This window comes from Citrobacter sp. Cpo065 (genome assembly GCF_030332805.1).
GTDB classification, from domain to species: domain Bacteria; phylum Pseudomonadota; class Gammaproteobacteria; order Enterobacterales; family Enterobacteriaceae; genus Citrobacter; species Citrobacter portucalensis.
Window position 1 is genome coordinate 146,357 of sequence record NZ_JAOWHC010000031.1, and the last position, 23,095, is coordinate 169,451.

Below are 23,095 nucleotides of genomic sequence, written 5' to 3' on the forward strand. Positions count from 1 at the left end.
TAGCATTTTTATAACAGTGAGTGACAAGATGCCACGCATCTCAGGCGCTGCACTGGGTGCTGCTGCCATTAAGTGAGATTGCCAGACTTGTTAGTCATTGTGCGGCTATCTTCTGCCATTTTCGGGTAAAAGACAAAATATACCTTCAATATGCGATTGTCACCCTTTCAGCGCCTTAAAAACGCTACCGGGGATAGCAAAGTCGCACATTATAACTATTTCGTAGCAATTGGCAGCTAAATACTGGTCTTATCAGGGAAGATAATCAACCGTTAACATGTAAAGAAAATCGGATCGTCCGTGTTTTGCAACGCACTGCACATATCGTGAAACTACCGCCACCACTGGCGAAACTTCTTGTAACGGCACGCTAACAGCACCGCAGCGAGCGCTGCATAAATAATCGGTTGAGGGGAGATAATTTTTACCGACCACAGATAATGTATGGGTGCCAGGATCGCCACAAGATAGACGAAGTTGTGCAAATACTGCCAGTTTTTACCCAGCTTTCGCTGTGCAGCCTGCGTGGACGTTAAGGTGAGGGCGAATAATATGACCCAACTGACAATGCCCAAGGTTAAATAAGGTCGCGTAATTAATTCCCGCCCTAACAACGCCAGATTGTTAATGCCCAGTTCCAGTAACGCGTAGCTGGTTAAATGCAGTGTTGCCCAGGCGAAACACCATAGCCCTAACAGGCGACGTGTGCGTATCAATAATGGCTGTTTAGCGTAGCGCGCGAGTGGAGAGACCAGCAAGGTCGCCAGCAAGAATTTCAGAGCTGTCCTACCGGTAAAGTGCTGGATATCTTTGACCGGATCGGCGCTCAGGCCGCCGTGATTTATCGCCCAAAATAGCCAGATAAACGGCAAAAAACCGGCAAGATGCAGGCAAACTTTCAGCCCGGTAATATACTTTGCGGTCAGTCGCACTTAAAAATTCTCCTGCAAATTGAGTCCGCGATACAGTGACGCAACCTCTTCGGCATAGCCGTTAAACATCAGCGTAGGCTGACGCTGTACGTCCAGAATACCGCCAGCGCCAATAAAACGCTCAGTGGCCTGGGACCAGCGGGGATGATCGACATGCGGATTCACGTTGGCATAAAACCCGTATTCATTGGGCGCGGCCAGATTCCAGGTTGTCGGAGGGCGTTCGCGCGTGAGTTTGATACTCACGATCGACTTAATGCCTTTAAATCCATATTTCCACGGCACAATTAAGCGAATGGGCGCGCCATTTTGTGGCGGAAGGGCCTTACCATAAACCCCCACGGTAAGCAGTGTGAGTGGGTGCATCGCTTCATCCAGGCGCAACCCTTCAACATAGGGATACTTCAGCCCGCCGCCAATAAAGCGATCTTTTTGTCCTGGCATTTCTTCCGGTGCGTACAGCGTTTCGAACGCGACATACTTCGCATTGCTGGTGGGTTCTACCTGCGCCAACAGTTTATGTAACGGAAAGCCAATCCACGGCACGACCATTGACCAGGCTTCCACGCAGCGCATGCGGTAAATCCGTTGCTCCAGCGGGAAACGGGTGGTCAAGGTATCGTGATCGAGAGTGAGTGGTTTGGCGACCTCACCACTGATTTTTAATGTCCACGGATCGGTTTTCAGGCTACCCGCGTTGGCTGCCGGATCCGCTTTGTCGAGACCGAATTCATAGAAGTTGTTGTAGCCAGAAACTTTATCCGCTGGGGTTAAAGGAAGCGAATTTTGCCAGGCGGCGGGCTTGCTGAAATCAAGCGGCTTTCCCGCGGGCGCGGGCGGGCGGTCATTACCCTTAAACCAACTCAGAAGGTCAGCCTGCGCAGAGTGGGGTAAAGACAACGCGGCTGCGCTGATCCCTAATGCTTTCAGCACATGGCGACGCTGCATAAAAAAAGCCGACTCGTCAGTGACGTCGGCTTCTGTAAATGGACGTAATTTCTTCATAACAGACTCCCGGCTTACGCGTCATAACTGACAGGGGACGCGTAGTTAATATGGCAGGGAGTCTGTAGATGTGCCGCGAAATTTCGTTAATTAAGTGTAAATTTCTGCGCCAGGGTCTGTTACTTCACCTTCACCAGCGTACGGCCTTGCACCTGGTTATTGATGATGGCATCGGCGAACTTCGGCGCATCCGCCAGCGTAATTTCCGTTGCCGCCTGAGCATAGAAAGATTCCGGCAGATCCTTAATCAGACGCGCCCAGGCTTCTGCACGGCGTGCCGGCGGGGTCATCACCGAGTCCACTCCTTGCAAACGAACGTTACGCAGAATGAATGGCATCACCGTGGTTGGCAGAGCGAAACCGCCCGCCAGGCCACAGGCGGCAACACAGCCGCCGTAGTTCATCTGCGCGAGGACTTTCGCCAGAACTTTGTCGCCAACGGTATCCACCGCGCCAGCCCACAGCTGTTTTTCCAGCGGGCGAGATTCAGCAAATTCATCGCGGCCAAGAATGCGGTTAGCGCCCAGGCTTATCAGGTAGTCGTGGGTGCTTTCACGACCCGAAACCGCCGCAACCTGATAACCCAGCTTATGCAGTAATGCAACGGCCGTGCTGCCCACGCCTCCGCTGGCACCAGTGACGACGATCTCACCGTCTTGCGGACGAATTCCTGCATCTTCAAGCGCCATGACGCAAAGCATGGCGGTAAAGCCAGCGGTACCGATGACCATGGCTTTACGTCCATCCAGCCCTTTTGGCAGCGCAACCAGCCAGTCGCCTTTCACGCGTGCGCGTTCTGCCAGTCCACCCCAATGATTTTCACCTACGCCCCAACCGGTCAGTAAAACCTCCTGACCCGCATGAAAACGGGGATCTTCGCTTGCACGCACGGTACCAGCGAAATCGATACCAGGAATCATCGGAAAATTACGAATGATTTTTCCCTTGCCGGTGATAGCCAGGGCGTCTTTATAGTTCAGGCTTGACCAGTGGACATCCACCGTTACATCGCCTTCCGGTAGCTGATTTTCGTCGAGGGGTTGAACGGATGCGAGGGTTTTTCCGTCCTGCTGTTCTAAGATCAAAGCCTGCATAACCTGTCCTCAATTCGTATAGTGGATTGGAAAATTAATAATGAAGACTATACTCGCTAATCAAAACATGATGCCGATTCTGCGCAATAAATTGCCAGATATACCTGATTTGGTAGTATGCCCTCACAGTTTGTATAAATTGGCGGATTTTGCGGTCAGTTTTGCATTTTAGAGTCGATTTATCACTTTCAGGCCTGTTTCATAACTGTCGGAGTTAACACAAGGATGCGATTAACGACGAAATTTTCAGCTTTTGTCACGCTGCTTACTGGGTTAACGATCTTCGTGACTCTGATCGGCTGTTCGCTGAGTTTCTACAACGCTATTCAATATAAGTTCACCACGCGCGTTCATGCGGTCGCGACGGCGATTGATACGCATCTGGTCTCCAGAGATGTCGTTGCGTTAACCCCGCAAATCGATGAATTGATGGTTTCTGTTGATATCGTGCGCATCGAACTGTTGCAGGGCGGAAATGTGGTGTATGACCACTCACGCACCAGCAGCTACCGACCGGCAGGGACAAACAATCTCTACCGCGAGATTACCGTACCGTTGGTCAAGCATCCGGGTATGTCATTGCGTCTGGTTTATCAGGATCCGATGGGTAACTATTTCCATTCGCTGATGACCACCGCGCCGCTCACGATAGCCATTGCTTTCATTATTCTGATGCTCTTTTTGTCTGTGCGCTGGCTTCAGCGTCAGCTTTCGGGTCAGGAGCTGCTGGAGATTCGTTCCACACGTATTCTGAACGGCGAACGTGGACCGAACGTGCGGGGAACGGTCTATGAATGGCCTGCGCGTACCAGCAGTGCGCTCGATATGCTGCTGACTGAAATTCAAAATGCCCGCGAGCAACGCAGCCGCCTGGATACGCTGATTCGTTCCTATGTCGCGCAGGATACAAAAACCGGGCTAAGCAACCGCTTGTTCTTTGATAACCAACTGGCCACGCTGCTGGAAGATCAGGAAAAAGTAGGCTCGCATGGCGTTGTGATGATGGTGCGCCTGCCGGACTTTACGCTGCTGCGTGATAGCTGGGGAATCACCCTCGCGGAAGAACAAATCTCGACGCTGATCAATTTGTTGTCGACTTTTATGACGCGCTATCCGGGCGCGTTGCTGGCGCGCTACCACCGTAGCGATTTTGCTATCCTGCTGCCGCACCGTACGCTGAAAGAGGCGGAAAGTATCGCCGGGCAATTATTAAAAGCGGTAGATGCACTTCCGGCTAATAAAATGATCGATCGTGCCGATATGGTTCATATTGGCATTTGCGTTTGCCGCAGCGGTCAGTCGCCGGAGCAAGTGATGGATCATGCTGAAGCCGCCACCCGGAATTCGGTATTGCAGGGCGGAAATAGCTGGTCGGTCTATGATGACTCGCTGCCGGAAAAAGGTCGGGGCAATGTACGCTGGCGAACGCTGATCGAACAGATGCTCAGCCGGGGTGGGCCAAGAATTTATCAAAAGCCTGCGGTAACGCGCGAAGGCCGGGTGCACCATCGGGAGTTGATGTGCCGTATTTTTGATGGCAACGAAGAGGTCATTTCGGCGGAATATATGCCGATGGTCCTGCAATTTGGTCTGGCAGAAGAATATGACCGTTTGCAGATAAGCCGTCTGATCCTGCTTTTGGGCTACTGGCCGCAGGAAAATCTGGCGATGCAGACAACGGTTGAATCGCTTATTCGTCCACGTTTTCAGCGCTGGCTGCGTGATACGCTGATGCAGTGCGAAAAATCATTACGCAAACGCATAATTATTGAACTTGCTGAGGCAGATGTCTGTCAACATATCAGCCGGTTACAGCCTGTCATCAGATTGATGAATGCGCTGGGCGTGCGTATTGCCGTTACGCAGGCGGGGTTAACGCTGGTGAGCACCAGTTGGATCAAAGAGCTTAACGTTGAGTTATTGAAGCTTCATCCAAGTCTGGTGAGGAACATTGATAAGCGAACGGAAAATCAGCTTCTGGTTCAAAGCCTGGTGGAGGCCTGTTCGGAAACACCCACGCAGGTTTACGCCACGGGCGTACGTTCGCGTAGTGAGTGGCATACGCTGACAGAACGCGGAGTTGCGGGTGGGCAAGGAGATTTTTTTGCCGCATCACAACCACTTGACACTAACGTGAAAAAATATTCGCAAAGATACTCGGTTTAACCTGCCGTTTAATTTGTTTTCACGTAGAATAACGCGCGCTGTGCCTTCTGGGGGTGTGCTTGCCTGCTCGCCAGGTTGTAACAGCAAACATGCAGGTGAATGACCTTTGACAGGTTGCAAACAAAAGCGAGGAGTGCTGCTGATTTATTCAGCCCTGATGGACTCAGGCCGGTTTTGTAACAAAGGAAACGAACTGCACTAATTTTCACCGTAGCAGATGATTTTTGCGCCTTGTCGCTGCTGCGTGTGGTTGGTAAAGTAAGCGGATTTTGTTTTCCGCCCCAGCTTTCAGGATTATCCCTTAGTATGTTGAAAAAATTTCGTGGCATGTTTTCCAATGACCTGTCCATTGACCTGGGTACCGCGAATACCCTTATTTATGTAAAAGGACAAGGCATCGTATTGAATGAGCCTTCTGTTGTGGCCATTCGTCAGGATCGTGCCGGTTCGCCGAAAAGCGTGGCTGCAGTAGGTCATGATGCGAAGCAGATGCTGGGTCGTACGCCGGGCAATATCGCTGCAATTCGCCCAATGAAAGACGGCGTTATCGCTGACTTCTTCGTGACTGAAAAAATGCTCCAGCACTTTATTAAGCAAGTGCACAGCAATAGCTTCATGCGCCCAAGCCCGCGCGTACTGGTGTGTGTACCGGTTGGAGCAACTCAGGTTGAACGCCGTGCGATCCGTGAATCCGCTCAGGGCGCAGGTGCTCGTGAAGTGTTCCTGATCGAAGAGCCGATGGCGGCCGCGATCGGTGCGGGTCTGCCCGTCTCTGAAGCAACCGGTTCAATGGTTGTTGATATCGGTGGTGGTACCACTGAAGTTGCCGTTATCTCCCTGAACGGCGTGGTTTACTCCTCTTCTGTCCGTATTGGCGGCGACCGCTTCGATGAAGCCATCATTAATTATGTTCGTCGTAACTACGGTTCACTGATCGGTGAAGCGACCGCAGAACGTATTAAACACGAGATCGGTTCCGCTTATCCGGGTGACGAAGTGCGCGAAATCGAAGTTCGCGGTCGTAACCTGGCTGAAGGCGTTCCGCGCGGCTTTACCCTGAACTCTAACGAGATTCTGGAAGCCCTGCAGGAACCACTGACCGGTATCGTGAGCGCAGTAATGGTTGCACTGGAACAGTGCCCGCCGGAACTGGCGTCTGACATCTCCGAACGCGGTATGGTGCTGACCGGTGGCGGTGCGCTGCTGCGTAACCTTGACCGTCTGTTAATGGAAGAAACCGGTATTCCAGTTGTTGTTGCTGAAGATCCGCTGACCTGCGTGGCGCGCGGCGGCGGCAAGGCGCTGGAAATGATCGACATGCACGGCGGCGACCTGTTCAGCGAAGAGTAATCGGATGCAGGTTGGGTAGCCCCCGCGGGTTGCCCTTCCGCTCTGATACGAGAATACGCATAGACTATGAAGCCAATTTTTAGCCGTGGCCCGTCGCTACAGATTCGCCTTATTCTGGCGGTGCTGGTGGCGCTCGGCGTTATTATTGCCGACAGCCGCCTGGGTACGTTTAGTCAAATCCGAACGTACATGGATACCGCCGTCAGTCCTTTCTACTTTATCTCAAATGGTCCTCGTGAATTACTCGACGGCGTGTCGCAAACGCTGGCTTCGCGTGACCAACTCGAACTTGAAAACCGGGCGTTGCGTCAGGAACTGCTGCTGAAAAATAGCGAACTACTGATGCTGGGGCAATACAAACAGGAGAACGCGCGTTTGCGTGAGCTGCTGGGATCGCCATTGCGTCAGGACGAACAAAAGATGGTGACGCAGGTCATCTCAACGGTTAATGACCCTTACAGCGATCAGGTCGTGATCGACAAAGGGAGCGTTAACGGCGTCTACGAAGGCCAGCCGGTTATTAGCGACAAAGGCGTAGTAGGTCAGGTCGTGGCGGTGGCTAAATTGACCAGCCGCGTGCTGCTGATTTGCGATGCGACGCATGCGCTGCCCATTCAGGTACTGCGTAACGATATCCGCGTGATCGCTGCGGGTAACGGCTGCACCGACGATCTTCAGCTCGAACACCTGCCGGCTAACACCGACATTCGCGTTGGCGATGTGCTGGTCACCTCGGGTCTGGGTGGACGTTTCCCTGAAGGTTATCCGGTTGCTGTTGTTTCTTCCGTTAAGCTGGACACTCAGCGTGCTTATACCGTGATTCAGGCTCGCCCGACTGCGGGTCTGCAGCGTCTGCGCTATCTGCTGCTGTTGTGGGGTGCCGATCGTAATGGCGCAAACCCGATGACGCCGGAAGAAGTACACCGCGTTGCTAATGAACGTCTGATGCAAATGATGCCGCAAGTTCTGCCTGCACCAGATACCATGGGACCGCCTGCGCCAATACCAGCACCTGCAACAGGCGTGGCTCCAGCGCCCGCAGATACCACGCCGCCACAACCTGCTCCGCGTAAGCCGGGAGGACAGTAAGTGGCAAGCTATCGTAGCCAGGGACGTTGGGTGATTTGGCTCTCGTTCCTTATTGCACTGTTGCTGCAAGTCATGCCCTGGCCGGATGACATTCTGGTTTTCCGGCCAAACTGGGTGCTGCTCATCTTGTTGTATTGGATCCTGGCACTGCCGCATCGCGTAAATGTGGGCACGGGATTTGTGGTGGGTGCCATACTGGATCTCATCAGCGGCTCCACGCTTGGCGTGCGCGCATTGTCGATGAGTATCATTGCTTATCTGGTCGCGTTGAAATTCCAGCTATTCCGAAACCTCGCGCTCTGGCAACAGGCGCTGGTGGTCATGTTGTTATCACTGGTCGTGGATATTATTGTTTTCTGGGCCGAGTTTTTAGTGATCAACGTCTCTTTCAGACCTGAAGTGTTCTGGAGTAGTGTAGTGAATGGTGTGCTTTGGCCATGGCTATTCTTACTGATGCGTAAAGTCCGTCAGCAGTTTGCGGTGCAATAAGGTTGATATGAATACTCTGTATCTTGCTTCAGGTTCTCCACGTCGTCAGGAGTTGCTCGCTCAGCTTGGTGTTACGTTTGAACGACTGGTCCCTGGGATTGAAGAACAGCGTCACCCGCAGGAAAGCGCGCAGCAGTACGTTTCCCGTCTGGCGCGCGAAAAAGCGCAGGCTGGCGTAGTGCTGGCACAGCGCGATTTGCCGGTATTGGGTGCGGATACCATCGTTATCCTTAATGGCGAAGTGTTGGAAAAACCGCACGACGCCGACCATGCCGCAGCAATGCTGCGCAAACTGTCGGGCAAAACGCATCAAGTTATGACGGCCGTGGCACTGGCCGATCGCCAGCACAGTCTGGACTGCCTGGTTGTGACGGAAGTGACGTTCAGAGCACTAACCGATGAGGACATCGCGGGCTATGTTGCCAGCGGTGAACCAATGGATAAAGCAGGTGCATACGGTATTCAAGGGTTGGGTGGCTGTTTTGTCAGGAAGATAAATGGCAGCTATCACGCCGTAGTCGGCTTACCGCTGGTAGAAACGTATGAGTTGCTGACCAATTTTAACGCACTGCGTGAGAAAAGGGATAAACATGACGGCTGAATTGTTGGTAAACGTAACGCCATCGGAAACTCGGGTGGCTTACATCGATGGTGGTATTCTGCAGGAAATTCATATTGAACGTGAGGCGCGACGCGGAATCGTAGGCAATATCTACAAAGGTCGTGTAAGTCGTGTACTTCCGGGTATGCAGGCGGCTTTTGTAGATATTGGACTGGATAAAGCCGCATTTCTTCACGCTTCTGACATCATGCCGCACACCGAATGCGTGGCGGGTGAAGAACAAAAACAGTTCACCGTACGCGACATTTCTGAACTGGTGCGCCAGGGTCAGGATCTGATGGTGCAGGTGGTAAAAGATCCGTTGGGAACTAAAGGTGCACGCCTGACGACGGACATCACGCTGCCTTCCCGTTATCTCGTCTTTATGCCGGGGGCTTCGCACGTTGGCGTATCCCAACGTATCGAAAGCGAAACCGAACGCGAACGCCTGAAAAAAGTGGTGGCGGATTACTGCGATGAGCAGGGTGGCTTCATCATTCGCACGGCGGCGGAAGGCGTATGTGAAGAGGATCTGGCCTCGGATGCTGCCTACCTGAAGCGCGTCTGGACGAAAGTCATGGAGCGTAAAAAGCGCCCGCAAACGCGCTACCAGATGTACGGTGAATTGGCCCTGGCACAGCGCGTGTTGCGTGACTTTGCCGATGCGCAGCTTGACCGCATCCGCGTCGACTCCCGTCTGACCTATGAGGCGTTACTGGAATTTACGGCGGAATATATCCCCGAGATGACCAGCAAGCTGGAACATTACAGCGGGCGCCAGCCTATTTTTGATCTCTTTGACGTTGAGAATGAAATCCAGCGCGCGCTGGAACGCAAAGTTGAGCTGAAGTCCGGCGGCTATCTGATCATCGATCAAACCGAAGCGATGACCACCGTGGATATCAACACCGGCGCGTTTGTTGGGCATCGTAATCTCGACGACACTATCTTTAATACTAATATTGAAGCAACGCAGGCCATTGCTCGTCAGCTGCGTCTGCGTAACCTCGGCGGTATTATCATTATCGATTTTATCGACATGAATAATGAAGATCACCGTCGCCGGGTGCTGCACTCCCTGGAGCAGGCTCTGAGCAAGGATCGCGTAAAAACCAGCATTAACGGTTTTTCACAGCTGGGCCTGGTGGAGATGACGCGCAAACGCACACGTGAAAGCGTGGAACATGTACTGTGCAACGAGTGTCCGACCTGCCATGGGCGTGGTACGGTGAAAACGGTGGAAACCGTATGCTATGAAATCATGCGCGAAATCGTGCGCGTACACCATGCATATGACTCTGACCGTTTCCTGGTTTATGCCTCTCCGGCAGTGGCTGAAACCCTGAAAGGTGAAGAGTCACATGCGCTGGCGGAAGTTGAGATCTTTGTCGGCAAACAGGTCAAAGTACAAATCGAACCGCTGTATAACCAGGAGCAGTTCGACGTCGTCATGATGTAAATCGTGTAGTGGCACCCGCGCATGTAAGCCGGATAAGGCGCAAGCGCCGTTATCCGGCAATATTCACTCAAGGGGTGTGAGTCATATTTTTTGGTAGACAAGGAGAGGCGCGTGAGGCGATTGCCGGGGATTTTACTGCTCACTGGAGCCGCATTCGTTGTCATCGCAGCGCTGCTGGTCAGTGGACTGCGCCTTGCGTTACCTCATCTTGATAGCTGGCGTCCGGCCATTCTTGGCAAGATTGAATCCGCCACAGGTCTGCCTGTTTCCGCTAGCCAGCTTTCTGCCAGCTGGCAAAATTTCGGTCCTACGCTTGAAGCGCGCAATATCCATGCGCAGCTGAAAGATGGGGGAGAATTTTCGGTAAAACGCGTCACGCTGGCGCTGGATGTCTGGCAAAGTTTGCTGCACATGCGCTGGCAGTTTCGCGATCTCACCTTCTGGCAACTGCAGTTGCGCACCAATACGCCTATCCAGCGCAGCGAAGGCGGAGATGGGATTGAAACCGGCCATCTCAGCGATCTCTTCCTGCGTCAGTTTGATCATTTCGATCTACGCGACAGCCATATCAGCTTTATAACCCTCTCAGGTCAACGTGCTGAACTGGCGATCCCCCAGCTTACCTGGTTGAATGGTAAAAATCGGCATCGCGCCGAGGGTCAGGTCAGTCTCTCCAGCCTGACCGGACAGCACGGCATTATGCAGGTGCGTATGGATCTGCGTGATGACGAAGGGCTGTTGAATAACGGTCGAGTCTGGCTGCAGGCAGACGACATCGACGTCAAACCGTGGTTAGGCAAATGGATGCAGGATAATGTCGCGCTACAAACCGCGCGTTTTAGCCTGGAAGCATGGATGACGATCAGCAAAGGCGTCGTTTCTGGTGGCGATGTCTGGCTGAAAAAAGGCGGAGCTAGTTGGCTGGGTGAAAATCGTACGCACACGCTCTCCGTCGATAATCTGACGGCGCACATCAGCCGTGAAGAGCCGGGCTGGCAATTCTCTATTCCCGATACGCGTATCACCATGGATGATAAGCCCTGGCCGAGCGGGGCATTAACGCTGGCCTGGATCCCCGAGCAGGAAGTCGGTGGCGAGAATAACAAACGCAGTGATGAGCTACGCATTCGCGCCAGTAATCTGGAACTGGCCGGGTTAGAAGGACTGCGTCCGATGGCGTCCCGGTTATCACCTGCGCTGGGTGATATCTGGCGGGCCACGCAACCCAGCGGCAAAATAGATGTGCTTGCGCTGGATATCCCGTTACAGGCGACAGAAAAAACCCGCTTCCTGTCTTCGTGGACCGATTTGGCCTGGAAACAGTGGAAGCTGCTGCCGGGGGCAGAACATTTCTCCGGTACGCTTGCGGGCAGCGTTGAAAATGGGGCGCTCACCGCCTCCATGAAACAAGCAAAAATGCCGTATGAAACCGTCTTCCGCGCGCCGCTGGAAATAGAGAACGGCGTGGCGACGCTAAGCTGGCAGAAGAATGATAAAGGCTTCCAGTTAGACGGGCGCAACATTGATGTTAAAGCGAAAGCGGTACATGCGCGCGGTGGTTTTCGCTATCTGCAACCGGCTGATGATGAGCCATGGTTGGGCATTCTGGCCGGTATCAGCACCGACGATGGCTCCCAGGCCTGGCGCTATTTCCCGGAAAACCTGATGGGTAAGGATCTGGTTGACTACCTCAGCGGCGCTATTCAGGGCGGCGAAGCGGATAACGCCACGCTGGTGTATGGCGGTAACCCGAGTCTGTTCCCATATCTGCACAATGAAGGGCAGTTTCAGGTCCTGGTGCCGCTACGCAATGCGAAATTTGCTTTCCAGCCCGACTGGCCTGCGCTAACCGATCTTAATATCGAACTAAACTTCATTAACGATGGCCTGTGGATGAAGACGGATAGTGTCAATTTAGGCGGTGTGAAGGCCAGTAACCTGACGGCCAATATTCCCGACTATGCAAAAGAAAAGCTGCTGATTGATGCCGATATCAACGGGCCAGGCAAGGCGGTTGGACCTTATTTTGATGAGACTCCGTTGAAGGATTCTCTCGGCGCCACGCTGGAACAGTTGCAAATTGACGGTGATGTGAGTGCTCGCTTACATCTTGATATTCCGCTAGACGGCTCGCTGGTTACCGCCAAAGGCGACGTCAACCTGCGTAATAACAGCTTGTTTATTAAACCACTCGACAGCACGCTGAAGAATTTGAATGGTAAATTCAGCTTTATCAACGGCGATCTGAAGAGCGAGCCGATGACGGCGAACTGGTTTAATCAGCCGCTGAACGTCGACTTCTCCACCACCGAAGGGGCGAAAGCCTATCAGGTAGCCGTGAACCTGCAAGGCGACTGGCAGCCAACCCGCATGGGGATTTTACCGGCGCAGGTCAACGACGCCTTAAGCGGCAGCATGGCGTGGAATGGCAAAGTGGGTATCGATCTTCCGTATCATGCCGGGCCGACCTACGACATTGAGCTAAAGGGTGACCTGAAGAATGTAAGTAGTCACTTACCTGCTCCGCTGAATAAAGCGCCCGGTGAAGCGTTGCCGGTGAATGTTAAGGCCAACGGTAATCTGCGCAGCTTTGAACTGACCGGTAATGCTGGCAGTAAGAACCACTTTAACAGCCGCTGGTTGCTGAATCAGAAACTGACGCTTGACCGCGCTATCTGGACGTCGGAAAGCCGTACTGTGCCCGCGTTACCCGATCAGCAAGGCATTGAGCTTAATCTTCCCCCTATGGATGGCGCGCAATGGCTGGCGTTGTTCCAAAAAGGCGCAGCGGATAACGTTGGCACTAATGCCAACTTCCCACAACGCATCACCGTGCGTACGCCATCGTTATCCCTGGGCGGTCAGCAGTGGAATAATTTGAGTATTGTGTCTGAGCCTGCGAGCAATGGCTCCATCGTACAGGCGCAGGGTCGTGAAATTAACGCCACGCTGGCGATGCGCAATAATGCGCCATGGCTGGCCAATATTAAGTATCTTTATTACAACCCTAGCGCGGTGAAAGCGTCACCGGGCAACACATCAGCCTCGCCGTTTTCCGCCGTGGACAACTTCAGCTTCCGCGGCTGGCCGGACCTTCAGTTACGCTGTGCCGAGTGCTGGATGTGGGGACAGAAATATGGGCGCATTGATGCCGATGTAGCAATTAAAGGCGACACGCTAACGTTGAGCAACGGTCTGTTGGATACGGGCTTTGCCAGACTGACCACCGATGGCGTGTGGGTGAATGCGCCGGGCAAAGAGCGAACGTCACTGAAGGGTAAACTGAGCGGCAGTAAAATTGACTCCGCTGCCAGTTTCTTTGGCGTATCGACCCCGATTCGTAATTCTTCGTTCAACGTGGAGTATGACCTGCACTGGCGTAACCCGCCGTGGGATCCGGACGAAGCATCGCTGAATGGGATTTTGCGTACCCGGTTGGGCAAAGGTGAGCTTACCGAACTCAGTACCGGGCATGCGGGGCAACTGTTGCGACTGCTGAGCTTTGATGCGTTGCTACGTAAACTGCGTTTTGATTTTAGCGATACCTTCAGTGAAGGTTTCTATTTCGACTCGATTCGCAGCACGGCGTGGATCAAAGATGGTGTGATGCATACCGACGACACGCTGGTGGATGGTCTGGAGGCAGACATTGCGATGAAAGGCTCAGTGAACCTGGTCCGTCGGGAGCTGGATATGGAAGCCATTGTCGCGCCTGAAATTTCTGCCACCGTAGGGGTTGCCGCTGCGTTTGCTGTCAACCCGATTGTCGGCGCGGCGGTATTTGCTGCCAGTAAGGTTCTGGGGCCATTATGGAGCAAAGTTTCGATTTTGCGTTATCGCATCACCGGTCCGGTCGATAAACCGCAGATTAACGAAGTTCTGCGTCAGCCGCGCAAAGAAAGCCAGCAATGATTTGACGGGGGCGAGTAATTGCCCCAATCTCAGTACAGTGATCTTCTACCGCAGTCCGTAGGCCGGAAAAGGCGTTCACGCCGCCATCCGGCATTGAAGTGCCTGATGGCGACGCTGGCGCGTTTTATCAGGCCTACAACAGAAACTAATGAGTACCAAAACGATGAGTCTGAACCTGGTAAGTGAACAATTGCTAGCGGCGAATGGCCTGAAACATCAGGATCTGTTCGCCATTCTGGGCCAACTGGCCGAACGCCGTCTTGACTACGGCGATCTCTACTTTCAGTCGAGCTATCACGAATCCTGGGTTTTAGAAGACCGCATCATTAAAGACGGCTCTTACAATATCGATCAGGGTGTTGGCGTGCGCGCCATCAGCGGCGAAAAAACAGGGTTTGCCTATGCAGACCAGATCAGCCTGCTGGCGCTGGAGCAAAGTGCTCATGCTGCCCGTACTATCGTGCGTGACAGCGGTGACGGCAAAGTAAAAACGCTGGGAGCGGTTGAGCATCAGGCGCTTTACACTTCGGTTGATCCGTTACAGAGCATGAGCCGCGAAGAGAAACTGGATATTCTGCGTCGCGTTGATAGCGTGGCCCGTGCCGCCGACAAACGCGTCCAGGAAGTAACCGCCAGCCTGACCGGTGTTTATGAACTGATCCTGGTAGCAGCGACCGACGGTACGTTGGCCGCTGACGTTCGTCCGCTGGTACGCCTGTCCGTAAGCGTACAGGTCGAAGAGGACGGTAAGCGCGAGCGCGGTGCCAGCGGTGGTGGCGGTCGTTTTGGCTATGACTATTTCCTTGGCGACCTTGATGGTGAAGTCCGTGCTGACGCTTGGGCGAAAGAAGCCGTACGCATGGCGTTAGTTAATTTGTCCGCGATAGCAGCGCCTGCTGGTACGCTGCCGGTAGTACTCGGCGCTGGCTGGCCTGGCGTTCTGCTGCATGAAGCGGTCGGTCATGGTCTGGAAGGTGACTTTAACCGCCGTGGTACCTCGGTATTCAGCGGTCACATGGGTGAGCTGGTGGCGTCGGAACTGTGTACCGTTGTGGATGATGGCACAATGGCGGATCGTCGTGGCTCTGTGGCTATTGATGATGAAGGCACACCGGGTCAGTACAACGTGCTGATCGAAAACGGTATTCTGAAAGGCTACATGCAGGACAAACTGAATGCGCGCCTGATGGGCGTCGCGCCAACGGGTAACGGTCGCCGTGAATCTTACGCGCACCTGCCGATGCCACGTATGACCAACACCTACATGCTGCCGGGGAAATCCACGCCGCAGGAAATCATCGAATCCGTTGAATACGGCATTTATGCGCCTAACTTCGGCGGCGGCCAGGTGGATATCACCTCCGGGAAATTTGTGTTCTCGACGTCTGAAGCGTATCTGATTGAAAACGGTAAAGTAACCAAACCGGTGAAAGGCGCGACGCTGATTGGGTCTGGTATCGAAGCGATGCAGCAGATTTCAATGGTAGGTAACGACCTGAAGCTGGATAACGGGGTTGGTGTGTGCGGTAAAGAAGGGCAGAGCCTGCCGGTGGGCGTGGGCCAGCCGACGCTGAAGGTGGATAACCTGACGGTGGGTGGTACTGCATAACATCATGATGTATGCCCGATAAGCATCAGCGATATCGGGCATCTTTCCGGACGCGGCGTCAACGCCTTATCCGGCCAATACTCTTTTTATTTCTCTTTTCCCCGGCCGTACATCCCCTGAAAAAGCTGCGCTACATCAACAAAATACTCCGTCAGATAGTTAATCACCACCTGGACCTTGAGCGGCAGTTTGTCTTTTTCGGTATATAGCGCATAGACCGGACGCGGATCCGACTGGTAGCGGGGGAGCAGGATCTCCACTTCGCCACGATTGATCTCATTGATCACCCACATCAGCGGAACATAGGCAATGCCCGCACCCGCAGCCAGCCAGCGCACCAATGTCATCGGATCGTTAGTCACAAAACGACCCTCTGGGATCAGGCGGGTGGAAATTCCTTCCGGAGCGATAAGCTCGAATTCATTATCCGGGCGCACGCTGTATTCCAGCCACGAGTGGTTGCTGAGATCGGCGGGTTTCTCCGGGGCACCAAACTGTGCGAGATAGCTTTTAGCCGCGCAGACTACCATCGGCATGGCACCCAGGCGACGCGAGAACAGACTGGAGTCCTGCAACGCACCGACGCGGATAACCACGTCCAGACCATCGGCGATTAAATCCGGGGCCGGGATGCCTGTTACCAGATTTACCGTCAGACCGGGGTATTCCTTCAGCATTGTCGCGGTCAATCCGGCGAGGACATTTTGTTCCATGGTTGAAGAACAACCAATGCGCAGTGTGCCGATGGGCGTGTTGTTAAAGGCATAAAGCTGCTCGTGAACATCCTGCGCTTCGTGCAGCATTCTCCGGCAGCCCTGGTAGTAAATTTTACCGGCTTCGGTCAGCCCAATGCTGCGTGTACTGCGGTTTAGCAGCTTAACCTGTAGCTCATCTTCCAGTTTGGAGACCGTCTGGCTTATCGATGAAACGCTCATTTGTAGCTGTCTTGCGGCGGCGGTGAAGGAGCCCAGTTCGACGACTTTGGCGAACACCGACATACGTTTTAATCGTTCCATTGTTCACTCTGGCTTAAAAGTGATTTAGATCACATAATATAGATAACAGCATAACAGTTACGTTAATATATTATTATTCAAATAACAGCTATGTCGCTCTCGCCTGGCTCATCCTTGCCCTTCTCTGCGGTGACATACGCTAGAAAATCTATCACCTGCACTCTCTTAAGTTACCAAGGTCAACATGAGTCTGTTTCCCGTTATCGTGGTGTTTGGTTTGTCCTTCCCACCGATTTTTTTCGAATTACTTTTGTCACTGGCGATTTTCTGGCTGGTGCGCCGGATGCTGGTTCCAACCGGCATCTATGATTTTGTCTGGCATCCGGCTCTGTTTAACACCGCGCTGTATTGCTGCCTGTTCTATTTAATAACGCGCCTGTTCGTTTGAGGTTGAAGTGAAAACACTAACAAAAAAACTCTCCCGTACGGCCACGACTCTCGTACTGGTCATTCTGGCCTTCATCGCTATTTTTCGCGCATGGGTGTATTACACCGAGTCGCCATGGACACGTGATGCGCGTTTCAGCGCAGATGTCGTCGCTATTGCGCCGGATGTTGCGGGTCTTATTTCCAACGTTAACGTCCATGATAACCAACTGGTGAAAAAGGATCAGATTCTGTTCACCATCGATCAGCCACGCTATAAGAAAGCCCTTGAGCAGGCCGAAGCTGATGTTTCTTATTATCAGGTTCTGGCCCAGGAAAAACGCCAGGAGGCTGGCCGTCGTAACCGCCTGGGCGTGCAGGCCATGTCTCGTGAAGAGATTGACCAGTCAAACAACGTCCTGCAAACCGTATTACACCAGCTTGCGAAAGCACAAGCGACCCGCGACCTGGCAAAATTAGATCTGGAACGTACCGTCATTCGCGCACCAGCAGACGGTTGGGTCACTAACCTGAACGTTTATAGCGGCGAATTTATTACGCGTGGTTCCACAGCGGTGGCACTGGTCAAACAGCATTCTTTCTATGTGCTGGCTTATATGGAAGAAACCAAACTAGAAGGCGTTCGCCCTGGTTATCGCGCTGAGATCACCCCGTTGGGCAGTAATAATGTCTTAAAAGGCACCGTTGATAGCGTGGCGGCGGGGGTAACAAATGCCAGCAGTACGCAGGATGCAAAAGGTATGGCGACCATTGATTCAAATCTGGAATGGGTGCGCCTGGCGCAGCGTGTACCGGTGCGAATCCGTCTTGATGAGCAGCAGGGAACTCTGTGGCCTGCCGGGACAACGGCTACCGTTGTCATTACCGGTAAGCAGGACCGTGATGCAAGCCAGGAGTCCTTCTTCCGTAAAATGGCGCACCGCCTGCGCGAGTTTGGTTAATCGTGATGGGTATTTTCTCCATTGCCAACCAGCATATCCGCTTTGCGGTAAAACTGGCGTGCGCGATTGTACTGGCGCTGTTCGTTGGTTTTCACTTCCAACTTGAGACTCCGCGTTGGGCGGTACTGACTGCGGCCATTGTGGCGGCAGGCCCGGCCTTTGCTGCGGGTGGGGAACCCTATTCAGGGGCTATCCGCTATCGCGGCATGCTGCGTATTGTCGGGACATTTATCGGTTGTATTGCCGGACTGATCATTATCATCAGTATGATCCGCGCTCCGTTATTGATGATCCTGGTGTGCTGTATCTGGGCCGGTTTTTGTACCTGGATCTCGTCACTGGTGAAGATCGAAAACTCCTATGCCTGGGGGCTTTCGGGCTATACGGCGCTGATCATCGTCATTACCATTCAGGCTGAACCGCTGCTGACGCCACAATTTGCGCTCGAACGTTGCAGTGAAATTGTGATGGGGATTGTCTGTGCTATTGTGGCCGATCTGCTTTTCTCTCCCCGTTCGATAAAACAAGAGATTGATGTTGAGCTGGACAGCCTGCTGGTGGCGCAATATCAACTGATGCAGTTGTGCATTAAGCACGGCGACAGCGAGGTTGTGGATAAAGCCTGGGGCGATTTAGTCCGTCGTACGGCAGCGCTGGAAGGTATGCGCAGTAACCTGAATATGGAGTCTTCACGCTGGGGGCGTGCTAACCGCAGGCTTAAGGCATTGAACACGCTGTCGCTCACGCTCATCACGCAGTCCTGTGAAACCTATCTTATTCAGAACACCCGACCGGAACTGATTACTGATACTTTCCGCGAGTTGTTCGATACGCCGGTTGAAACGGCGCAGGATGTTCACAAACAGCTGAAGCGGATGCGTCGGGTGATTGCCTGGACCGGCGAGCGCGAAACGCCGGTCACCATATACAGCTGGGCGGGGGCCGCGACGCGCTACCTGCTGCTCAAACGTGGTGTGGTGAGTAATACCAAGATTAGCGCTACGGAAGAAGAGATCCTGCAAGGTGAGCCGGTGGTGAAAGTGGAGTCTGCCGAGCGTCATCATGCGATGGTTAACTTCTGGCGTACCACGCTTTCTTGTGTGCTGGGGACCTTATTCTGGCTATGGACCGGATGGACCTCCGGCAGCGGTGCAATGGTGATGATTGCGGTCGTCACCTCGCTGGCAATGCGTTTGCCAAATCCTCGCATGGTGGCGATAGACTTTATCTATGGGACGTTGGCAGCGTTACCGCTCGGAGCGCTCTATTTCCTGGTGATTATCCCTAATACGCAACAAAGCATGCTGTTACTGTGCCTGAGCCTGGCGGTGCTGGGATTCTTTCTGGGGATTGAGGTACAGAAACGACGCCTGGGATCGATGGGGGCGCTGGCCAGCACCATTAATATCATTGTGCTGGATAACCCGATGACCTTCCACTTTAGTCAGTTCCTTGATAGTGCGCTGGGGCAGATTGTTGGCTGCGTGTTGGCGTTTATCGTCATTCTGCTGGTGCGTGATAACTCTCGTGACAGAACAGGCCGCGTATTGCTCAACCAGTTCGTGTCGGCGGCGGTTTCAGCAATGACCACCAATGTAGTCCGTCGTAAAGAAAATCATCTTCCGGCACTTTATCAGCAGCTGTTTTTGCTGATGAACAAGTTTCCCGGCGATCTGGCGAAGTTTCGCCTGGCGCTGACGATGATCATCGCGCACCAGCGCCTGCGTGATGCACCGGTACCGGTAAACGAGGATCTATCCGCATTCCATCGCCAGCTTCGTCGTACTGCCGATCACGTAATTTCAGCAGGAAATGACGACAAGCGCCGACGCTACTTTAGCCAGTTACTGGAGGAGCTTGAGGTCTACCAGGAGAAATTAATTATCTGGCAAGCACCGCCGCAGGTGACCGAGCCGGTAAAACGACTCAGTGGGATGCTGCACAAATACCAGCATGCGCTGGTCAGTAATTAAGAGTTGTAAACCGACGCTAAAAGCGTCGGTTTTTTTATGGCTATACTTACCTGAAAATGCGAGAGACCCCTGGATATTGGCGGTCTGTAGAGTAGCTGGCGTCGGGATGGTGGCTATAGATGAACATCTATACATTTGATTTTGACGAGATAGAAGATCAGGGCGATTTCTACCGCGAGTTCACGCGCACATTCGGTCTGGCCCGGGAAAAGGTGGTTGATTTGGATTCTCTGTGGGAGGTGGTGATCGGGGAAGTCTTGCCGCTGCCGCTGGAGATTGAATTTGTCCATTTACCGGACAAGCTGCGCAGGCGATACGGCGCGTTGATTTTACTGTTCGATGAAGCGGAAGAAGAGCTGGAAGGGCAGTTGCGTTTTAACGTTCGTCACTCAATGTAAGACATAAAAAAGCCCCCGGCAGGCGGGGGCAAGTCGTCGGACTTAGACGACGAGGGTTTATTTGTAGAGTTCTGCAGTAGCGTGCCAGTGAGCACCTTCACGGAGTTCGGTGACGCGATAGCTGCTGGCGCCTGCTTTTTCAGCTTTAGCGGCGATGGCCTGACGCATGTCCATTGGTGAACTACCGATCTGAGAGACGGAGACGCTACCGATGGATTGCAGATTCTGTGCTTCTTGTGAGTTCACCTGAGTAACCGCGGCGCTTGCACCGAAGGAGAGAACAGAAAGAAGGCTTAAGGTTGCAATAGTAGTTTTGATTTTCATGATATTTACCTCGTCGAATTCTTTTATTGGGGTCTGTGTTTCGTGACCCTCATCACAAAATCAAGTATACACTAATAACCCGATAAATTAATATCACGCTAATTGTTTCATTGGGTTTTGAGTGTTAAGAAAATGATTTTTTATAACTCAATGGAATTAAAAAGAGCATTCCAAACAGCTTATGCAAAATAAATTTAATTAAATCATGTAGATGCTTGATTTTGCAAAATGTGCGTTTTTAAGGCTGCACATTCACCATGTGAATGTATTTTGATGGTTAAACGCACCATTTGTTAAATCAATAGCAGTGGAAAAGAGAAGGAGGGGGATGAAAAAAGAGTGTTTTCCCCCGCCGCGAGGCGACGGGGAGGCGGTATTACAGTTCTTGTTCGAACAGTTCCAGAATGGCTTCGTACAGATCTTTTACCGTAAAACCCTTAGCTGGGGTGGTGAAGATGGTATCGTCACCGGCAATCGTACCCAGGATACCTTCCGCTTTCCCCAATGAGTCCAGCAGACGTGCAATCAACTGAGCAGCGCCAGGGCTGGTATGAATAACCACGACCGCATCGTTATAGTCGATATCCAACACCAGATTTTTCAGCGGGCTGGAGGTCGTGGGTACGCCCAGTTCCGCCGGAAGGCAGTACACCATTTCCATTTTCGCATTGCGGGTACGCACGGCGCCAAATTTGGTCAGCATGCGTGAAACCTTGGACTGATTGATATTATCAAAGCCCTGATCCTGCAACGCGAGGACGATTTCGCCTTGAGAGCTGAACTTTTCTTCTTTAAGCAGCGCTTTAAACGCCTTTACTAATTCTTCTTGTTTTGCCGAGCTTCGCATAAGTCACCCGTAATATGGCGGTAGAAACAACATTATTGTGCATACAGATGAATTTTTATGCAAACAGTCTGCCTTGTTCAAGGCTGAAATAATGTTATGAAAGAGCGGAATTTTATCAAATTTCGTTATCAAGAAACATGCCTGTGTCACGGCTCGCAAATAAGGTTAAAAGTAAATTAAATGTTATCAAATTGATGTTGTTTTGAGAGGCGGGTAGGGTATATTGTCAGCACCTGTTGGAAAGTTGCTCTACTGTGTGGGTGGTTTTGAATTACGTAACTTAGGTTTTATTTTACGTAAGTTAAATGCATAAAAGCCAAATTTGCGTGACTACGCATTCTTGACGCGTGGTTGTTGTATTCATTGGATTTGTGAATTAAGGTCGCCGCCGCGGAGCAATAGACATTTTGCTTATCAATATAATAAGGAGTTTAGGATGAAAGTTGCAGTCCTCGGCGCTGCTGGTGGTATCGGTCAGGCGCTAGCATTACTGTTAAAAACCCAACTGCCTTCAGGTTCAGAACTCTCCCTGTACGACATCGCTCCAGTAACACCTGGTGTGGCCGTTGATTTGAGCCATATCCCTACTGCTGTGAAAATCAAAGGCTTCAGCGGCGAAGATGCTACCCCTGCACTGGAAGGTGCTGATGTGGTACTGATCTCTGCGGGCGTCGCACGTAAACCGGGTATGGATCGTTCCGACCTGTTCAACGTCAACGCCGGTATCGTGAAGAACCTGGTGCAGCAAGTTGCTAAAACCTGCCCGAAAGCGTGTATCGGTATCATCACCAACCCGGTGAATACTACCGTTGCTATCGCTGCAGAAGTGCTGAAAAAAGCAGGCGTATACGATAAGAACAAACTGTTTGGCGTGACCACGCTGGACATCATCCGCTCCAACACCTTTGTGGCGGAACTGAAAGGCAAACAACCAGGCGACGTTGAAGTTCCGGTTATTGGCGGCCATTCTGGCGTGACCATCCTGCCACTGCTGTCACAAATTCCTGGCGTAAGCTTCACCGAACAAGAAGCAGCTGACCTGACTAAACGTATCCAGAATGCGGGTACTGAAGTTGTGGAAGCCAAAGCCGGTGGCGGTTCTGCAACCCTGTCTATGGGTCAGGCTGCTGCACGTTTCGGCCTGTCCCTGGTTCGCGCATTGAGCGGCGAAAAAGGTGTGGTTGAATGTGCTTACGTTGAAGGCGACGGTCAGTATGCTCGTTTCTTCTCTCAGCCGCTGCTGCTGGGTAAAAACGGCGTAGAAGAGCGTCAGTCTATCGGCAAGCTGAGCGCGTTTGAACAAAGCTCGCTGGAAGGCATGCTGGATACGCTGAAAAAAGATATTACTCTGGGCGAAGAGTTCGTTAAGTAACGCGAAGAGAGGCCTGCGTGTATTTGTAGGCCTGATAAGCGTAGCGCCATCAGGCATTACGTACTAACTCTCTACGATATCGCCTAATAAAAACCGGAGCCAACATGCTCCGGTTTTTTTATGGTCAGTAG

The 23,095-nt window shown here is 52.5% G+C and carries 19 protein-coding genes; 13 read left to right on the plus strand and 6 right to left on the minus strand.

The annotated features are described in order from the left end of the window. Positions 1–332: 332 nt before the first annotated feature. The 3 genes from msrQ to acuI all read right to left on the minus strand — a co-directional run bounded on the left by msrQ (position 333) and on the right by acuI (position 3,031). Positions 333–932 carry a protein-methionine-sulfoxide reductase heme-binding subunit MsrQ gene (gene msrQ, locus OGY68_RS11810; RefSeq protein WP_048236876.1) on the minus strand — a complete coding sequence of 200 codons (600 nt, stop codon included), beginning with the start codon at positions 930–932 and terminating at the stop codon, positions 333–335. Next, positions 933–1,937, minus strand: a complete 1,005-nt coding sequence (gene msrP, locus OGY68_RS11815) for a protein-methionine-sulfoxide reductase catalytic subunit MsrP (protein WP_057067970.1) — start codon at positions 1,935–1,937, stop codon at positions 933–935. A gap of 119 nt (positions 1,938–2,056) precedes the next feature. After that, positions 2,057–3,031, minus strand: coding sequence for an acrylyl-CoA reductase (NADPH) (acuI, locus tag OGY68_RS11820; protein WP_286617074.1), 975 nt, complete (start codon positions 3,029–3,031; stop codon positions 2,057–2,059). 225 nt (positions 3,032–3,256) lie between these two features. On the opposite strand from acuI, the gene csrD reads away from it, so the two are divergent. The 8 genes from csrD (at position 3,257) to tldD (ending at position 15,706) form a co-directional block, all read left to right on the plus strand. Then, a complete protein-coding gene (csrD, locus tag OGY68_RS11825) occupies positions 3,257–5,197 on the plus strand; it encodes an RNase E specificity factor CsrD (protein ID WP_057067974.1) in 1,941 nt (646 codons plus the stop codon). A gap of 306 nt (positions 5,198–5,503) precedes the next feature. Next, on the plus strand, positions 5,504–6,547 hold the full coding sequence (gene mreB / locus OGY68_RS11830; protein WP_000913396.1) for a rod shape-determining protein MreB: 1,044 nt from the start codon (positions 5,504–5,506) through the stop codon (positions 6,545–6,547). A 66-nt stretch (positions 6,548–6,613) separates the two neighbouring features. Continuing rightward, positions 6,614–7,636, plus strand: coding sequence for a rod shape-determining protein MreC (gene mreC / locus OGY68_RS11835; protein WP_008785960.1), 1,023 nt, complete (start codon positions 6,614–6,616; stop codon positions 7,634–7,636). Next, positions 7,637–8,125 carry a rod shape-determining protein MreD gene (gene mreD, locus OGY68_RS11840; RefSeq protein WP_003025196.1) on the plus strand — a complete coding sequence of 163 codons (489 nt, stop codon included), beginning with the start codon at positions 7,637–7,639 and terminating at the stop codon, positions 8,123–8,125. Between the two features lie 7 nt (positions 8,126–8,132). Then, positions 8,133–8,726, plus strand: coding sequence for a Maf family protein (locus OGY68_RS11845; protein WP_057067977.1), 594 nt, complete (start codon positions 8,133–8,135; stop codon positions 8,724–8,726). Further along, on the plus strand, positions 8,716–10,185 hold the full coding sequence (gene rng, locus OGY68_RS11850) for a ribonuclease G (protein WP_003025190.1): 1,470 nt from the start codon (positions 8,716–8,718) through the stop codon (positions 10,183–10,185). The genes OGY68_RS11845 and rng overlap by 11 nt, the downstream gene beginning before the upstream one ends. 111 nt (positions 10,186–10,296) lie before the next feature. Then, the gene (gene yhdP / locus OGY68_RS11855) at positions 10,297–14,097 is read left to right on the plus strand and encodes an AsmA2 domain-containing protein YhdP (RefSeq protein ID WP_057067979.1); all 3,801 of its coding nucleotides are present in this window, start codon (positions 10,297–10,299) and stop codon (positions 14,095–14,097) included. A 163-nt stretch (positions 14,098–14,260) separates the two neighbouring features. Beyond that, positions 14,261–15,706 carry a metalloprotease TldD gene (gene tldD / locus OGY68_RS11860; protein ID WP_057067987.1) on the plus strand — a complete coding sequence of 482 codons (1,446 nt, stop codon included), beginning with the start codon at positions 14,261–14,263 and terminating at the stop codon, positions 15,704–15,706. 86 nt (positions 15,707–15,792) lie between these two features. Here the strand turns inward: tldD and aaeR are convergent, their stop codons facing one another. Next, on the minus strand, positions 15,793–16,722 hold the full coding sequence (aaeR, locus tag OGY68_RS11865; RefSeq protein WP_286617076.1) for an HTH-type transcriptional activator AaeR: 930 nt from the start codon (positions 16,720–16,722) through the stop codon (positions 15,793–15,795). Positions 16,723–16,906: 184 nt separating this feature from the next. On the opposite strand from aaeR, the gene aaeX reads away from it, so the two are divergent. The 4 genes from aaeX (at position 16,907) to OGY68_RS11885 (ending at position 20,421) form a co-directional block, all read left to right on the plus strand. Then, entirely contained in the window at positions 16,907–17,110 is a 204-nt protein-coding gene (aaeX, locus tag OGY68_RS11870) for a p-hydroxybenzoic acid efflux pump operon protein AaeX (protein ID WP_003828816.1), read from the plus strand. A gap of 7 nt (positions 17,111–17,117) precedes the next feature. After that, complete coding sequence (gene aaeA, locus OGY68_RS11875) at positions 17,118–18,050, plus strand: p-hydroxybenzoic acid efflux pump subunit AaeA (RefSeq protein WP_057067981.1); 933 nt, start codon at positions 17,118–17,120, stop codon at positions 18,048–18,050. Positions 18,051–18,055: 5 nt separating this feature from the next. Beyond that, positions 18,056–20,023, plus strand: a complete 1,968-nt coding sequence (gene aaeB, locus OGY68_RS11880; protein ID WP_057067983.1) for a p-hydroxybenzoic acid efflux pump subunit AaeB — start codon at positions 18,056–18,058, stop codon at positions 20,021–20,023. Between the two features lie 119 nt (positions 20,024–20,142). Continuing rightward, a complete protein-coding gene (locus tag OGY68_RS11885; protein WP_003025168.1) occupies positions 20,143–20,421 on the plus strand; it encodes a barstar family protein in 279 nt (92 codons plus the stop codon). 57 nt (positions 20,422–20,478) lie between these two features. On the opposite strand, the gene yhcN is transcribed toward OGY68_RS11885, so the two are convergent. Then, positions 20,479–20,745: a peroxide/acid stress response protein YhcN gene (gene yhcN / locus OGY68_RS11890; protein ID WP_003828812.1), complete on the minus strand. Its 267-nt coding sequence runs from the start codon at positions 20,743–20,745 to the stop codon at positions 20,479–20,481. A 376-nt stretch (positions 20,746–21,121) separates the two neighbouring features. Then, a complete protein-coding gene (gene argR, locus OGY68_RS11895) occupies positions 21,122–21,592 on the minus strand; it encodes a transcriptional regulator ArgR (protein ID WP_003025162.1) in 471 nt (156 codons plus the stop codon). A gap of 436 nt (positions 21,593–22,028) precedes the next feature. Between argR and mdh the strand changes: the two genes are divergently transcribed. After that, complete coding sequence (gene mdh, locus OGY68_RS11900) at positions 22,029–22,964, plus strand: malate dehydrogenase (protein ID WP_008785953.1); 936 nt, start codon at positions 22,029–22,031, stop codon at positions 22,962–22,964. The last annotated feature ends 131 nt before the right edge of the window (positions 22,965–23,095 follow it).